General features: G+C 65.7%; 15 protein-coding genes. 6 read left to right on the plus strand and 9 right to left on the minus strand.

Annotation, left to right across the window (positions count from 1 at the left end; genetic code table 11):
* The first annotated feature begins 17 nt into the window (after positions 1-17).
* From IC762_RS10240 to IC762_RS10260, 5 genes are all read left to right on the plus strand, one after another.
* Positions 18-1,235, plus strand: coding sequence for an ABC transporter substrate-binding protein (locus IC762_RS10240; protein WP_195788677.1), 1,218 nt, complete (start codon positions 18-20; stop codon positions 1,233-1,235).
* Between the two features lie 168 nt (positions 1,236-1,403).
* On the plus strand, positions 1,404-3,293 hold the full coding sequence (locus IC762_RS10245; RefSeq protein WP_195788678.1) for an ABC transporter permease: 1,890 nt from the start codon (positions 1,404-1,406) through the stop codon (positions 3,291-3,293).
* Positions 3,290-4,081 carry an ABC transporter ATP-binding protein gene (locus IC762_RS10250; protein ID WP_195788679.1) on the plus strand — a complete coding sequence of 264 codons (792 nt, stop codon included), beginning with the start codon at positions 3,290-3,292 and terminating at the stop codon, positions 4,079-4,081. Before IC762_RS10245 ends, IC762_RS10250 begins: the two co-directional genes overlap by 4 nt.
* A complete protein-coding gene (locus tag IC762_RS10255) occupies positions 4,078-4,782 on the plus strand; it encodes an ABC transporter ATP-binding protein (protein WP_195788680.1) in 705 nt (234 codons plus the stop codon). The genes IC762_RS10250 and IC762_RS10255 overlap by 4 nt, the downstream gene beginning before the upstream one ends.
* 14 nt (positions 4,783-4,796) lie before the next feature.
* On the plus strand, positions 4,797-5,252 hold the full coding sequence (locus IC762_RS10260; RefSeq protein ID WP_195788681.1) for a MarR family winged helix-turn-helix transcriptional regulator: 456 nt from the start codon (positions 4,797-4,799) through the stop codon (positions 5,250-5,252).
* A 207-nt stretch (positions 5,253-5,459) separates the two neighbouring features.
* Here the strand turns inward: IC762_RS10260 and IC762_RS10265 are convergent, their stop codons facing one another.
* Complete coding sequence (locus IC762_RS10265) at positions 5,460-6,656, minus strand: amidohydrolase family protein (protein WP_195788682.1); 1,197 nt, start codon at positions 6,654-6,656, stop codon at positions 5,460-5,462.
* 170 nt (positions 6,657-6,826) lie between these two features.
* On the opposite strand from IC762_RS10265, the gene IC762_RS10270 reads away from it, so the two are divergent.
* The gene (locus IC762_RS10270; protein WP_195788683.1) at positions 6,827-7,600 is read left to right on the plus strand and encodes a ferredoxin--NADP reductase; all 774 of its coding nucleotides are present in this window, start codon (positions 6,827-6,829) and stop codon (positions 7,598-7,600) included.
* Here IC762_RS10270 and soxA read toward each other — a convergent pair.
* The 8 genes from soxA to IC762_RS10310 form a co-directional block, all read right to left on the minus strand.
* On the minus strand, positions 7,597-8,370 hold the full coding sequence (soxA, locus tag IC762_RS10275) for a sulfur oxidation c-type cytochrome SoxA (protein WP_195788684.1): 774 nt from the start codon (positions 8,368-8,370) through the stop codon (positions 7,597-7,599). The genes IC762_RS10270 and soxA overlap by 4 nt on opposite strands.
* Positions 8,367-8,687, minus strand: a complete 321-nt coding sequence (soxZ, locus tag IC762_RS10280; protein ID WP_195788685.1) for a thiosulfate oxidation carrier complex protein SoxZ — start codon at positions 8,685-8,687, stop codon at positions 8,367-8,369. The genes soxA and soxZ overlap by 4 nt, the downstream gene beginning before the upstream one ends.
* Entirely contained in the window at positions 8,687-9,166 is a 480-nt protein-coding gene (locus IC762_RS10285; protein WP_195788686.1) for a SoxY-related AACIE arm protein, read from the minus strand. The genes soxZ and IC762_RS10285 overlap by 1 nt, the downstream gene beginning before the upstream one ends.
* Before the next feature lie 8 nt (positions 9,167-9,174).
* Entirely contained in the window at positions 9,175-9,567 is a 393-nt protein-coding gene (gene soxX / locus IC762_RS10290) for a sulfur oxidation c-type cytochrome SoxX (RefSeq protein ID WP_195790079.1), read from the minus strand.
* A 49-nt stretch (positions 9,568-9,616) separates the two neighbouring features.
* The gene (locus tag IC762_RS10295; RefSeq protein WP_195788687.1) at positions 9,617-10,888 is read right to left on the minus strand and encodes an NAD(P)/FAD-dependent oxidoreductase; all 1,272 of its coding nucleotides are present in this window, start codon (positions 10,886-10,888) and stop codon (positions 9,617-9,619) included.
* A gap of 55 nt (positions 10,889-10,943) precedes the next feature.
* The gene (locus IC762_RS10300) at positions 10,944-13,151 is read right to left on the minus strand and encodes a xanthine dehydrogenase family protein molybdopterin-binding subunit (protein ID WP_195788688.1); all 2,208 of its coding nucleotides are present in this window, start codon (positions 13,149-13,151) and stop codon (positions 10,944-10,946) included.
* 10 nt (positions 13,152-13,161) lie between these two features.
* Entirely contained in the window at positions 13,162-13,611 is a 450-nt protein-coding gene (locus tag IC762_RS10305; RefSeq protein WP_195788689.1) for a (2Fe-2S)-binding protein, read from the minus strand.
* 152 nt (positions 13,612-13,763) lie between these two features.
* Complete coding sequence (locus tag IC762_RS10310; RefSeq protein ID WP_195788690.1) at positions 13,764-15,164, minus strand: MFS transporter; 1,401 nt, start codon at positions 15,162-15,164, stop codon at positions 13,764-13,766.
* Positions 15,165-15,546: the final 382 nt, after the last annotated feature.

The following is a 15,546-nucleotide window of genomic DNA, read 5'->3' on the forward strand; positions in this document are numbered from 1 at the left end:
CAAACTGGAGGTACGGGATGCGTGGTTATTTCGTAGGGGTGGGATTGGCGATTGCGGTCGCGGGCATGGCCGGCAGCGCCATGACAAGACAGGCCTTGGCACAGAGCGGTGAGATCAAGATCGGCGAGATCAACTCTTATTCGCTGCTGCCGGCATTCACCGAGCCCTACCGCAAGGGCTGGCAGCTCGCGGTGGAGGAGATCAATGCGGCCGGCGGCATCAACGGCAAGAAGCTCGTCGTCGTCTCCAAGGATGACGGCGGCAAGCCGGCGGACGCGCAGACCGCGGCGAACGAACTGGTCTCGAGCGAGAACGTCGCGATGCTCACGGGCACGTTCCTGTCCAACATCGGCCTCGCCGTCAGCGACTTCGCCAACCAGAAGAAGGTGTTCTTCCTCGCCGCCGAGCCTTTGACCGACGCCATCACCTGGTCGAAGGGTAACCGCTACACCTTCCGCCTGCGTCCCTCCAACTACATGCAGGCCGCGATGCTGGTGGAGGAGGCCGCAAAGCTTCCCGCAAAGCGCTGGGCGACGATCGCGCCGAACTATGAATACGGCCAGTCGGCGGTCGCGGTGTTCAAGAAGTTGATGTCGGAGAAGCGGCCCGACATCCAGTGGGTCGACGAGCAGTGGCCGCCGCAGGGCAAGATCGATGCGGGCCCGGTGGTGCAGGCGGTTGCCGCGGCCAACCCGGAAGCCATCCTGAACGTCGAGTTCGGCGCCGACCTGGTCAAACTCGTGCGCGAAGGCAACACGCGTGGTCTGTTCAAGGACCGCAAGGTGGTGAGCTTCCTCACGGGTGAGCCGGAATACCTCGATCCGCTGAAGGACGAGACGCCGGAGGGCTGGATCGTCACCGGCTATCCCTGGTACTCGATCAAGACGCCCGAGCACGAGACGTTCCTGAAGGCCTATCAAGCCAAGTACAACGACTATCCGCGGCTCGGCTCGATCGTCGGCTACGAGACCATCAAGTCGGCGGCCGCGATCCTCGCCAAGGCCAATTCGACCGATCCGGAAAAACTGATTGCGGCCGCCGAAGGCATTTCGGTGCCGTCGCCGTTCGGCGAGATCACCTTCCGCAAGATCGATCACCAGTCGACGCTGGGGGCCTTCGTCGGCAAGACCGCGCTGAAGGACGGCAAGGGCATCATGGTCGACACGTCCTATCGCAAGGGTTCGGACTATCTGCCCGGCGACGCCGAAGTCGAGAAGATGCGGCCGAAGGACTAAGAACCTCCCCCTCTCCCCGTTCTTACGGGGAGAGGGTTGGGGTGAGGGGCGCTTTCCACGAGTTCAGCTTGTGGAGAGTCCCCCTCACCCGAATTCAAGCTGGCGCTTGAATTCGACCTCTCCCCGCAGGCGGGGCGAGGTGAACGACAACTCCAACGCGGACCGCCTATGGCCTTCTACATCGTCCAGTTCCTGACCGGTCTTGCCAGCGCGGCGTCGCTGTTCCTGGTCGCGTCCGGCCTGTCGATCATCTTCGGCGTGACGCGGATCGTGAATTTCGCCCATGGCGCGTTCTATATGCTCGGCGCCTATGTCGCGTTCACGCTGACCGAGCGCCTCTCCGGGACGCTCGGCTTCTGGGGCGGAATCGTCGCCGCGGCCCTGATCGTCGCTGCGATCGGCGTGCTGGTCGAGATGGTGCTGCTGCGCCGGATCTATCATTCGCCGGAGCTGTTCCAACTGCTTGCGACGTTCGGCCTGACGCTGATGGTCGAGGATCTCGTGGTCCTGATCTGGGGCCCGGACGATCTGGTCGGCCGCCGCGCGCCGGGATTTAGGGGCGCGATCGATTTCTTCGGCCAGAACATTCCAAGCTACGACCTGCTTCTGATCGCACTCGGACCGGTCGTGCTCGGCGTTTTGTGGCTCTTGTTCCAGCGCACCCGCTGGGGCGTGCTGGTGCGCGCGGCGACGCAAGACCGTGACATGGTCGCAGCGCTCGGCGTCAACCAGAAATGGCTGTTCACCAGCGTGTTCGCGCTCGGCGTCTTCCTTGCCGCGCTCGGCGGCGCGCTGCAGATCCCGCGCGATGCCGTCAATCATGCGATGGATCTGCGCGTCATCGTCGAGGTCTTCGTCGTGGTGGTGATCGGCGGCCTTGGCAGCATCATCGGCGCCTTCGTCGCGGCGGTGCTGGTGTCGGAGCTCAACGCGTTCGGCATCCTGATCTTCCCGAAGATCTCGATCATCCTGGTGTTCCTGGTGATGGCGGTGGTCTTGATCGTCCGTCCCTGGGGTCTGTTCGGCAAGCCGGAGGCGCCGGCGCGCCGCACGCCGGGCCTCACCGTCAATCCGTGGCGGCCGCTGACCTCGAACGAGCGGTTTGCGGCGCTCGCCGCGCTGATCGTCGCCGGCGCGCTGCCGTTGTTCGCCGGCAATTACGTCCTCACCGTCGGCTCGGAGATCGCAATCTTCGTGATCTTCGCGATCAGCCTGCATTTCCTGATGTCGGTCGGCGGGCTCGCCTCGTTCGGCCATGCCGCCTATTTCGGCCTCGGCACCTATGGCGTGGCGCTGCTCGCCAAGATGGCCGGCCTGCCGATGATCGCCTGCCTGCTGCTCGGCCCATTGTTGGGGTTGTTGGGGGCAGCCGTGTTCGGCTTCTTCGCGGTGCAGCTCTCCGGCGTCTATTTCGCGATGCTGACGTTGGCCTTCGCGCAGATCGTCTGGTCGATCGCGTTTCAGTGGGTCTCGGTGACCGGCGGCGACAACGGCATTCTGGGCGTCTGGCCGGAGAAATGGGCGGCGAGCCCGTCGCATTTCTACTGGCTCTCGCTTGGCGTTGCCGCGCTCGCGGTCGTAATCCTGCGCATCATCGTGTTCTCGCCGTTCGGTTTTGCGTTGCGCGCGACGCGCGACTCGCCGCTGCGCAGCGAAGCCATCGGCATCAACGGCAAGCGCATCCAGTGGACCGCCTTCGTGATCGCGGGCACCGTCGCCGGCCTCGCCGGCGCGCTGTTCGCCTATCTGAAGGGCAGCGTCTTCCCCGACAATATGGGCATCTCGCTGTCGGTCGATGCGCTGGTCATGGTGCTGCTCGGCGGGGTCGAGACGGTGTCGGGCGCGGTGGTCGGCGCCATCGTCTACAAGGCACTCAACATCTGGCTGGTCAGCCAGACCGACTGGTCGAAACTCGTGCTCGGTGCCTTCGTCGTGCTGATCGTGGTGGCATTCCCGAAGGGTATCGTCGGCACGATCGAAGCGTTGATGCATCGCCGCCGCAAATCCGGATCGTCGTCGTCACCGCTGCTCACCTCCCGTGTCGAGACTGCCGAATGAGCATGGTTCCCACATTGCTGTCGGTCGAGGGGCTGACCAAATCCTATGGCGGCGTGCATGCCATGCGCGGCGTCTCGTTCGAGCTGCGCTCAGGCGAGATCCTGGCGCTGATCGGGCCGAACGGTGCGGGCAAGAGCACCTGCTTCAACGTGCTCAACGGCCAGATTGTGCCGGACTCCGGCCGTGTGCGCGTGCTGGGCGAGGACACCACCGGCAAGAAGCCGCGCGCGATCTGGCGTATGGGCGTCGGGCGCACCTTCCAGATCACGGCCACGTTCCCGACCATGACGGTGCGCGAGAACGTGCAAGTTGCGCTGGTCTCGCATGGTGGCCAGCTGTTCAACCTGTGGACCTCGACCGCGGCTTACGCGCGCGACGAGGCCGGACGACTGCTCGATCTGGTCGGCATGGGCGCCTATGCCGAGCGGCCCTGCGGCGAGCTCGCCTATGGCGACCTCAAGCGGCTCGAGCTTGCGATCGCGCTCGCCAACCAGCCGAAGCTGCTGCTGATGGACGAGCCGACCGCCGGCATGGCGCCGCGCGAGCGCGTCGAGCTGATGCGCCTGACGGCACGGATCGCCCGTGAGCAATCGATTGGCGTGCTCTTCACCGAGCACGACATGGACGTGGTGTTCGAGCATGCCGACCGCATCCTGGTGCTCAACCGCGGCAGCCTGATCGCCGAGGGCTCGCCGGCCGAGGTTCGCGGCAATGCCGAGGTGCGCGCGATCTATCTCGGCGACGGCCTGCTCTATGACGCACGGCACCGCGAGGGAGCGCCGGCATGAAGCTCACGGTGAAGGACCTCAACAGCTTCTACGGCCCCGCGCATATCCTGTTCGACATTGCCCTCGAAGTCGGTGAGGGCGAGGTGGTGGCGCTGCTCGGGCGCAATGGTGCCGGCAAGTCGACCACGTTCCGCTCGATCGTCGGCCTGGTCGAGAACCGCTCCGGCCGCATCGTGTTCGAGGGCAGGGACGTCTCGCGCGAGCCGACACACGCGATCGTGCGCGGCGGCCTCGGCTATGTGCCGGAGGAGCGGCGTATCTTCACCGACCTGACGGTCGAGGAAAATCTCGAGGTCGGCCGCCAGCCGAAACGATCAGGCGCGCCGCAATGGGACCGCGACAAACTGTTCAAGCTGTTCCCCAACCTCGGCGAGATGCGCGGACGGCCCGGCGGCCGCATGAGCGGCGGCGAGCAGCAGATGCTGACGATCGCGCGCACGCTGATGGGCAATCCGTCGCTGGTGCTGCTGGATGAACCCTCCGAGGGGCTGTCGCCAAAGATCGTCGAGCAGATGGTCGACGCGATCCTGAAAATGAAGAAGGAAGGCGTCTCTATCGTGGTCTCCGAGCAGAATTTGCATTTTGCCCGGCTGATCTCGGATCGCGCCTATATCATCGAGCGCGGCCGGATCTGCTTCGGCGGCACCATGGCCGAACTCGATGCGCGTCCGGACATCCGCGACGCGCATCTGTCGCTGTAGGGACGGACGGGACCATGGCGAAGAGCGCGGTACAGAAGCGAAGCGCGAAGGCGGCGAAGCCGCTTTACGTGCTGGACGAGCAGATCGGTTTCATCCTGCGCCAGGTGTCGCAGCGCCACGCCGTGATCTTCGCCCGCGAGATCGGCATCAATCTGACGCCGACGCAGTGGGCCGCGCTGTCGAAACTGTCCGAGGTCGGCCCATGCTCGCAGAACCAGCTGGGACGGCTGACCTCGATGGATGTCGCGACCATCAAGGGCGTGATCGACCGCCTCACCGCGCGCGGGCTGACGGAGACTGCACCCGATCCCGACGACGGCCGCCGGCTGATGGTGAGCCTGACGCGCGCCGGCGTGCAGATGGCCGAGAAAGCCGCGCCGAATGCGCTGACGATCTCGAAGGAAACGCTGGCCCCGCTCGACGCCAAGGAGCGCGAGACGCTGATGGCGCTGCTGGGCAGGTTGCGCTAGCACAAATCCATCACCGTCGTCCTGAGCTACGAAAGTCGCCACACGCTCCACCGTCGTCCCGGCGAAGGCCGGGACCCATACTCCGCAGCGGATGTAGTGGGCGGGACTCGTCGTTCCACCGGCGCGCAACAATGATCTTCGGTGGTTATGGGTCCCGGCCTTCGCCGGGACGACGCTGAATGTTTGGTGCGGCTCGCCTTCCGCAAGCTACTTCGCCACGATCTCCGGCACCTTGCCCGCAGGCGGCGTATTGCGGCTGCGCTGGGTGCGGACGATGCCGTCGATGATGGTCATGCCGATGCCGGGGAGGTCGCCGAGCTGCACGCTCTCCAGGATGTTCTTGCCCGGCGAGTGCTGCGCCTTGTCCATCAGCACGAAATCGGCGGAGCGGCCGACCTCGATCAGGCCGCAATCGAGCTCGCGCATCCGCGCGGTGTTGCCGGTGGCGAGGCAGAATGCGAGCTCCGCCGGCAGGTCGCCGAGCGAAGACAAGAGCGACACCATCCGCAAGATGCCGAGCGGCTGCACGCCGGAGCCGGCCGGGGCGTCGGTGCCGAGGATGACGCGATGCAGGTCGCCCATCTCGCGCGCGGTGCGCAAGGTGAACAGCGCGGAGCGCTCGTTGCCGTTGTGCACCAATTCCAGCCCGCGCTTGCAGCCCTCGCAGATGCAGCGGATCTGGTCGTCGGGTAGCGCCGTGTGACCGCCGTTGATGTGGCCGACCACGTCGGTGTCGGCTTCGAGCACCACGTCCTTGTCGATCAGGCCGGAGCCGGGGATGGAGGGCCCGCCGGTGTGGATCGTGCTCTGAATGCCGTATTTGCGCGCCCAGCCGACCATCTTGCGCGCCGTCGGGCCGTCCTTGACGCCGCCGAGCCCGACTTCGCCGAGCAGCTTGACGCCAGCCGCCGCCATTTCCTTGAAATCGTCCTCGACCATCTCGCATTCGATCACCGGCGCGCCGGCATGCACCTTCACGCCGCCGGGCCGCAGCGTCCAGAACGCCCGCTGCGCGAAGATCGCCATCGCCTTCAGCCCGACCACGTCGCGCGGTCGGCCGGGCATGTGCACCTCGCCGGCTGATATCATGGTGGTGACGCCGCCGTGCAGATAGCTGTCGATCCAGTTGATCTGGTTCTGCCGCGGCGTCCAGTCGCCGGCGACGGGGTGGACGTGGCTGTCGATCAGGCCGGGCGCGACCGTGGTGCCGTTGGCGTCGACGATGGTCGTCGCGCCGTCGGTATTGACGTCCTTGAGGCGGCCGATCGCAGTGATCTTGCCGTTCTCGGCTGTGATGGTGTCGGCGTCCAGGATCGGCTTCTCCAGGGCCCCCGACAGCAACAGCCCGATATTGCGGATCACCAGCTTGCTGGGGCCGGTGGCCTGGGGCGCGTCATGAGCCATGGGATGGTTTCCTTCCGATTCTGCCGAAATTGCCCGCGAATTTGAGCCCGCCTTGACTTTCCGATCAAGCCGGATTATTCGTTTGTATACGAATGATCGTATACAAACGATCCGGCCGGTCAACGGGTTTCGAGCCCTTCCCGCCGCAGCACAGATCAGGGATTGGTGCGATGAGCAATTTCAACCAGGAAAGCGTCCTCAGCGTTCATCACTGGACCGACACGCTGTTCTCCTTCAAGACCACCCGCAATCCCTCGTTCCGCTTCCGCAATGGCGAGTTCACCATGATCGGGCTCAAGGTCGGCGAGAAGCCGCTGCTGCGCGCCTACAGCGTCGCCAGCGCCAATTACGAGGACACGCTCGAATTCTTCTCGATCAAGGTTCCCGACGGCCCGCTGACCTCGCGCCTCCAGCATCTCAAGCAAGGCGACGAGATCATCGTCAGCCGCAAGGCCACCGGCACGCTCGTCATCGACAACCTCGAGGACGGCCGCAACCTCTATCTGGTCGGAACCGGCACCGGGCTCGCGCCGTTCCTCAGCGTGATCAAGGATCCCGAGACCTACGACCGCTTCGAGAAGGTCGTGCTGCTGCATGGCTGCCGCAAGGTGAGGGAGCTCGCCTATGGCGAGATGATCACCGAGACGCTGCCGAAGGACGAATTGATCGGCGACCTCGTGCGCGAGCAGCTGATCTATTACCCGACCGTGACCCGCGATCCTTTCCGCAACCGCGGCCGCATCACCGACCTCATCACATCGGGGAAGCTGTTCGCCGATATCGGCCTGCCGGCGCTCGACGCCGCGCATGACCGCGTCATGATCTGCGGCTCGCCGGCGCTGGTCGCCGACACCCGCACGCTGCTCAATGGCCGCGGTTTCGTCGAAGGTAACCACGGCGAGCCGGCGCAGTTCGTGGTCGAGAAGGCGTTCGCCGAGCGCTAGGGCCTGACCGCCGGCGTCTCGATGGGCATGCCGCGCGCCCGTGTCATCAGATAGAGCTCCAGCTCGACCAGCTCCGGCGAGCCATAGTCGTATGGCTGCGCGCGGATGCCGGTGATGCAGGCGCGCAAGCGCCGCTGCAACGATCCGAGCGATTGCCATTCCAGCCGGTAGAGCGGGTAGCCCGTCGGCTGTCCCTGCGTGATCGGGGAACCGGCGAGCTTCTTGTCCCAATTATCATCATGGCAATTGGCGCAGGCGAGATTGAGCTGGCCTTGCCGCTGGGTGAACAGCTGATGCCCCTTCGCGATGAACGGCGTGAGCTCCGGATCGTCGCCGGTCTCGATCGGCATGCCCCGCGATTGCTCCGCGACATAGGCCGTCAGCGCCAATAGCTCGCGGCTCTCATAGGCAAATGGCGTCGCGTGCTGATGGTTGCTGCGGCAGAGGTTGATGCGGCCTTCGAGATCGAGCGGCTTGCCGAGCGTTTGCTCGAACGCCGGATAGTGCGCCGCGACGCCCTTCATGCCGGCGCGCGCGTCGCCATGGCAATCGGCGCAAGCCTTGTCCGCGGCGCCGGCCCTGCGTTTCCACAGCGCTTCGCCGTCGAGCACAAAGAGCATACCGGGATTGGCGGTATCCTCGTCCTGCATGGCCCTGCTGTCCGGGCCCATGAAGCTGGAACCGGAGCGGCGCTCGGCCTGCGGGATTTCAGTGGCAAGCGCCGCGCTTGCGACCGCCGTCAAAACCACGATGCAGCCGAAAAGCTTCATTCGACCGTGATCGAAGCCTGTGCGGTCTCCGAAAATCCCTTGTCGCCGATCCATTCGAACTCGAACTTGCCGCTCTCCGTCACCGTCGTGAAGAAGGTGATGAACGGGTTGGCCGCAATCGCCGGATAGAGATCGGCGCGAAAGATCTCCGCGCCTTTGAAGCGGCAGCTAAAGCTCGTGATGATGTCGCGCGGCACCACGTCGCCGGAGGCGGTGTGGCGATAGCCGGTCTCCATGATGTGCGACATCAGCGTCTTGATCTCGATGATGTCGCCGCGTTTGGCCTTCGCCGGCACGTTGATCAGGGCCGACGGCATCAGATCGCCTCCTCGGTGCAGGCGGCGAGCGTCACCACGACGTCTGCGGTCGCCGACCAGAAGGTGTCGTCGGAGAGCCGGGCGATCGCGGTCACCTTCTGGCTGTCGGCCAGCCTGATGCGAGTCGAGACCTGGGCGCGGCCGGCACGCGGGTTCAGATAGAAATTGCCGACGTTCGGCTGCGGGTTCTTCTCGTTGAAGACGTGGATGCTCTTGACGTGGTCGTCCGCCGTCATTGGGCTGGCGACGCTGACCGTCAGCGGCACGGTGTTGCCGTTCTCGACCAGCGGCGGGATCTCGAGCTTGACCTTGCCGGTCCGCACATTGGCTTCGCCGACGACATTGCGGATCGCGGCCGATAGCATCGCCGGCGTCGCTTCGGCCGGCCGCATGATCACGACCGGGATAGCGCCCGCCACGACGGCGCCACCGGTCAGGCCCAGGAACGTCCGGCGCGTGCTGTGATCGGAATTCGCCATGTCTTATCCTAGTTCCGCAACGTCACCAGATAGGCCACGATATCCTCGATCTGCTCCGCCGACAGGATCGGCTTGCCGCGCCATGCGGTGCCGACGCGCGTCAGCCCATCGAGACGATAGTAGGACGGCATGATCGTCGCCGCATTGAGCCGCGACGCATCCACCAGCCGGAGCCGCAACTGCCCCTCCGACCAGCGGCTGCCGCTGCCGGCGAGGTTCGGCGCGAGGTCGCCCTGGAAGGCCTGTTCGGGAAATGGGCCGCTGTGGCAGAGGATGCAAGTGGAGGAACGCTCGACGACCAGCGCGCGGCCGCGGCTTGCGTCGCCTTTGGTTCCCGTCAGGGAATCCGCGATCGCATCGCCGGCCACCGCATAGGGACGCAGGCCCTCCGCCGCTGCCATCGCGCAGGTTGCGAACGAGGCCGCGGCGAGCAGCGTCACCAGGAAGGGTCTAGCCAAAGGCGTCCCCCGTGATCGTCTTGAACCAGTCCAGCGCCCGTTCGGCCTCGCGCCGGCGCATCTCGGGCGAGGCGTCGACCGGGCTCGTGGTCACCTCCGCCTCGGCGTATTGATCCTCCTTCGGCTGATAGATGCCCTTCAGCGAGAACGCATAGCCCGGTGCCACCGTGTTGTAGCAGGCACCGTCGAGCCGCGGCGTCTCGGGCGGTTTGCCCGCGAGCGCATTCACGATCGCCGCCGCGCAGGCACGGCCCTGCGCGGCCGCGGCGGAGGCGGATTTCGGGATGCCGCCGGCGATGCAGGCATCGCCGATGACGTGGATATTGGGCACGCGTTTGGAGGCGAATGTGACCGGATCGATCGGGCACCAGCCGGTATGGTCGGCGGCGCCTGCGATCTCGGCAATGCGGCCGGCGCGCTGCGGCGGAATCACATTGGCGACCGCGGCGCTGTAGTTACCGAAATCGGTGACGATCTCGTTGGTCGCCGGATTGACGGACGTTACGCGGCCACCCTGCGACAGCGCGATCCGCTCGATCATGCCGGGATAGAGCTCCTTCCAGGCGGCCTCGAACAGCTTCTGCTGCGAATAATTGTCCTTGGCATCGAGCACCAGGATCTTCGAACGCGGCTTGTTCGCCTGCAGGTAATGCGCGATCAGGCTGGCGCGCTCGTAGGGCGCGGGCGGGCAGCGCATCGGCGCGGCGGGGACGGCAATCACAACCAGGCCGCCGTCGTCCATGGCTTCGAGCTGCCTGCGCAACAGCGCCGTCTGCTCGCCGGCCTTCCAGGCATGCGGCATCTGGACCGACGCCGCCTCGTCATAGCCTGACAGGGCGTCGAAACGCAGCTCGATGCCCGGCGCGAGCACCAGCCGGTCGTAGGACAGCGTCGTGCCGTCGCCGAAGCCGATCGTGCGCGCCTGCGCATCGACCTTGGTGGCGGCCTGCGCGGCGACCGTGATGCCGTCGGCCGCAACCTTGTCGTAGGTGAATTGCTGCGCGCGAAGCTCGCGCAGGCCGGCGATCACCTCGTTGCTGAACGGGCAGGCGGTGAACGTCGTGTTCGGCTCGATCAGCGTGATCTGCAATTTCGGATCGAGCCGCCGCAGCGCCCGCGCGCAGGACGCGCCGCCAAAGCCGCCGCCGATCACCGCGATCCGCGCGGCGCCTTGCGCCAATGACGGACGCGCCAGCGCCGCGGCTGCGATGGCAGCCGCGCCACGGACGACATCCCTGCGCGTCTGAAGACGCGTGACGGTCATGCGGGACAATCCGGAAAATGAAGCGGCGGCCGGTGAGCCGCCGCCTCTCGCTTCATCAGGCGAAGGTGATGTTCTGGGTGCGCAGCGGGAAGGTCCTGACGCGCTTGCCCGTCGCGGCGAAATAGGCGTTAAGCACGGCAGGCGCGGCAACGCCGATGGTCGGCTCGCCGACGCCGCCCCAGAATCCACCGCTCGGCACCATCACCGCTTCGACCTTCGGCATCTCGTTGATCCGCATCGAGTTGTAGGTGTCGAAATTGCTCTGCTCGATGCGGCCGTCCTTCACGGTGCAGCCGCCATAGAACAGCGCGCTGAGGCCGTAGACGAAGGAGCCCGCGATCTGCCGCTCCACCTGCGCCGGATTGACGACGTAGCCCGGATCGGTGGAAGCGACGATGCGATGCACCTTGATCTTGCTGCCGTCGGTCACCGAGATCTCGGCGGCGCCGGCAACATAGCTGCCATAGCCCATCACCTGCGCGATGCCGCGATACACGCCCTGCGGGGCCGGCGTGCCCCAGCCGATCTTCTCGGCCACGGCATTGAGCACCGCGAGATGTTTCGGGTGCTTGCCCATCAGCTTGCGGCGGAATGCGAGCGGGTCCTGGCCTGCCGCAAGCGCCAGCTCGTCCATGAAGCATTCCATGTAGATCGCGTTGTGATTGACGTTGACGCCGCGCCAGAAGCCCGGTGGCACGTGCGGGTTGCGCATCGCATGCTCGACCAGCAAATTCGGCACCGAATAGCCGATCGCGGCCTCGCCGGTTGCAGCGACGCCCTGGAACGCAGCCGGATCCATGCCGTTCTGCAATGCTTCGGGACGCACCGAGAACAGGATGGACTGGCCGGACAGCCGGTAATGCAGGCCGACCAGGTTGTTGTCGGCATCGAACGCACCGGTCAGCTTGCATTGCGTGATCGGATGATACTTGCCGTGCTGCATGTCCTCTTCGCGCGACCACAGCAGCTTGATCGGGGTGCCCGGCATCTGCTTGGCGATCGCCACCGCCTGGCGGACATAGTCGGTCATGCCGCGCCGGCCGAAGCCGCCGCCGAGCATCAGCTTGTGCACGTCGACCTTCTCCGGCGGCAGGCCGGAGGCCTCCAGCGCCGCGGCGTAGGCGGCCTCGCCATTCTGCGTGCCGCACCACACCTCGCATTTGTCCGATGTGTAGAGCACGGTGGCGTTCATCGGCTCCATCGTGGCGTGGTTCTGGTAGGGATAGCTGTAGACAGCTTCCACCTTCTTCGCTGCGCCTGCGATCGCGGCTTTCACGTCGCCATTCTGCTGGCCGACATAGGCCGGCTGCGCATCGTCGAGGCCCTCGGCGAGCCATTTTGCGATCGTCTCGCTGGAGACTTTCGCGTTGTCGCCCTCGTCCCAGACGATCGGCAGCGCGTCGAGCGCGGTCTTGGCGTGCCACCAGGTGTCGGCGACGACGGCAACTGCGCTGTCGCCGACCGGCACCACCTTCTTGACGCCCTTCATGCCGGCGATCTTGGCTTCGTCAAAGCTCTTCACCTTGCCGCCGAACACCGGGCAATCCTTGATCGCGGCGTTGAGCAAGCCGGGCAATTTGACGTCGATGCCGTAGATCATCTTGCCGGTGGTCTTGTCTGCGGTGTCGAGCCGCTTCAGGCCTTTGCCGGCGATGGTCCAGTCCTTCGGGTCCTTGAGCTTGACGTCCGTGGGCGGCGCGAGCTTGCCGGCGGCTTCCGCGACCTTGCCGTAGGTCGTGGTCTTGCCCGACGGCGTGTGGGTGATGACGCTGTGGGCGGCCGTGCACTCCGCGGCCGGCACCTTCCAGTCGTTGGCTGCGGCCTGGATCAGCATCATGCGCGCCGCCGCGCCGCCCTTGCGCACATAGTCCTGCGAGGTGCGGATGCCGCGGCTGCCGCCGGTCGAGAAATCGCCCCAGGCGCGCTTGCGGGCGACGCTCTGGCCGGGCGTCGGGAATTCGGTCGTCACCTTCGACCAGTCGCATTGCAGCTCCTCGGCGACGAGCTGGGCGAGACCGGTCAGCGTGCCCTGGCCCATCTCGGAGCGGGCGATGCGGATCACCACGGTGTCGTCGGGTTTGATCACGACCCAAGCGTTGACTTCAGGTGCGTTGACTTCAGGTGCGTTGACCTCGGGCGTAACGTCGGCCGCGTGTGCTTGCCGTGGCCCGAACGGAAGGTCGAAGCCGATCGCAAGGCCGGCGCCGGCGCTTGCGGTGCCGATCACGAAGGCGCGACGGTTCAGTCTGACGTGCTGATTCATGGCTGCCTCCTCATGCGTTCGCGGCAGCATGGATCGCCTCGCGCACCTGCTGGAAGGTGCCGCAGCGGCAGATATTGGTGATGGCGTCGTTGATGTCGTCGTCGGATGGTTTCGGATTGTCCTTCAGCAGCGCCGCCACCGCCATGATCATGCCGCTCTGGCAATAGCCGCATTGCGGCACGTCGTTGGCGATCCAGGCCTGCTGCACCTTGTGCAGTGCGCCGTTGACCGCGAGCCCTTCGATCGTGGTGATCTCCTTGCCGGCGGCCTCACTGACCGTGACGCCGCAGGAGCGCATCGCGACGCCGTCGACATGCACGGTGCAGGCGCCGCACTGCGCGATGCCGCAGCCATATTTGGTCCCGGTCAGTCCAATATTTTCACGTATCGCCCACAGCAGCGGCGTGTCGTCCTCGACATCCACATTGATTGTCTTGCCGTTGATCTTGAGGTTTGCCATCGCTTTCCCCTGAATGGTCCAATCCTCCGATTGGACTTCAGCGCGATGTTGGCCTCGAAACTGGAACGGTTCAAATCAAGAAAATGCGTTTGCAGCGCGCAAGAAAGGTGATGCTGCGGTGTTGAGCCGCAGCATCCCGCGCCACATGCCTGTCATGCTTTTTTCGGCGAGGCGACCACCAGCCGCAGGAAGCTCATGACGGCGCCGAGCGCGGCAAAGCCGGCACCCAGCGCCAGTGCCACCGTCGCGCCTTCGCGGTCGGCCAGCGCAAAGCACAGCGCGGCGAGCGCGGCACCGGTGGTCTGTCCCACCAGCCGGGCGGTTGCGACGATGCCGCTGGCGCTGCCGCTCCGATGCGGCGGAGCGCTCGACATGATCGCCTTCATGTTGGGGGTCTGGAAGAAGCCGAATCCGAAGCCGCAGATCATGGTGCGCCAGACGATGTTGGCGACGCTGGGCTCGGCCGGCAGGGTCGCCAGCAGCACCATGCCGATCCCGAGCAGCAGCATGCCGATGCCGCCGAGGATGCCGGCCGGATAGCGATCCGACAGCCGCCCGCCGATCGGCGCCATGAAGGCGACCACCAGCGGCCAGGGCGTCATGAAGAAGCCGGTCTCGACCTGAGAGCGATGCAATATGTCCTCGAAGTAGAACGGCAGCGAGACGAAGCCGAGCCCTTGCACGGCGAATGAGCAGACCGCGGTGGCGGCGGAGAGCGCGAACACCGGCCGCCGGAACAGGTCGATCGGCAGCATCGGCGCCGGATGATCGGCATGCCGCCGGGTCAGGATCCAGCCGAACAGCAGCGCGCCGACCAGTTCGGCGATGACGAGCGCCGGCGCCGCCTTGTGCGCGGCGCTGCCGATGCCGATGATGAAGAGGCCGAGGCAGGCCGAGGTCAGCGCCGCGCCGAGGAAGTCGAACGAGTGGGTGGCGCGCGGCGTCGACGGCAGCGTCTTCAGGCCGATCAGGAGCGCGATCACGCCGAACGGGATATTGACGGCGAACAGCCAGGGCCATGGGCCGAGCGCGAGGATGCCCGAGGCGATCGTCGGCCCCAGCGTGAAGGCGGTCGCGACGACCAGCGCGTTGTGGCCGAAGCCGCGGCCGTGCATCCGGCTCGGATAGACGAAACGCACCAGCGCGGTGTTGACGCTCATCAGCCCGCTGGCGCCGAGCCCCTGCAACGTACGCGCCACCAGCAGGCTCGGCAGCGACCAGGCCAGCGCACAGCCGAGTGACGCCACCGTGAACAGCAGCAGGCCGCACAGATAGATCCGCTGGTGGCCGACGATCTCGCCGAGTGCGCCGAGCGGCAACAGGGTGGCGACCAGCGCGATCTGATAGACGTTGACGACCCATACCACTTCGGCGGGGCTGACATGCAGATCGTTGGCGATCGCCGGCAGCGCGATGTTGGCGATCGCCGTATCGAGCGAGGCCATCGCCAGCGCGGTGAAGATCGCGGCCACCGCCCAGCGTCGCCGTTCCCAAGGCAATCCATCGGATGTTGGCGCCGAGGTTGCGGCGGCGATCGGGGTCTTGTCGAGCATGCCTGAAAGTGTCTCCAGGCCGCCATGTACACCGTCAGCTCGGCCTTCCCCAGCCGTTCCGCTGCATGCTGCGTATGCGATGCGGCTGGGCCCCGTCATCCCTGTCATTCCGGGTTCGCGTCAAGAGGCGCGCCCCAGAATGACGACGCTTCGTTTTTTCGGAATTCTCTCTTGACGTGGACCCCAACTCAGATGTTTAATGTCTGCGTCTCACCCGATCGAGGGGCGCTGCGCATCGTCACAGACGCGGTGTGAGATGCGGTGGACGCCGAGCGTGTCAGTGACGACAGCACGCGAGGCGAACGGCGAAATCGTGCAGGCCTGACGTCCTAGTGGTAGATGTCTCCCAGTGAGAGATCGCTGGCGACGGTGACACAAAAGC

This window comes from Bradyrhizobium genosp. L, assembly GCF_015624485.1.
Classification (GTDB): Bacteria; Pseudomonadota; Alphaproteobacteria; order Rhizobiales; family Xanthobacteraceae; genus Bradyrhizobium.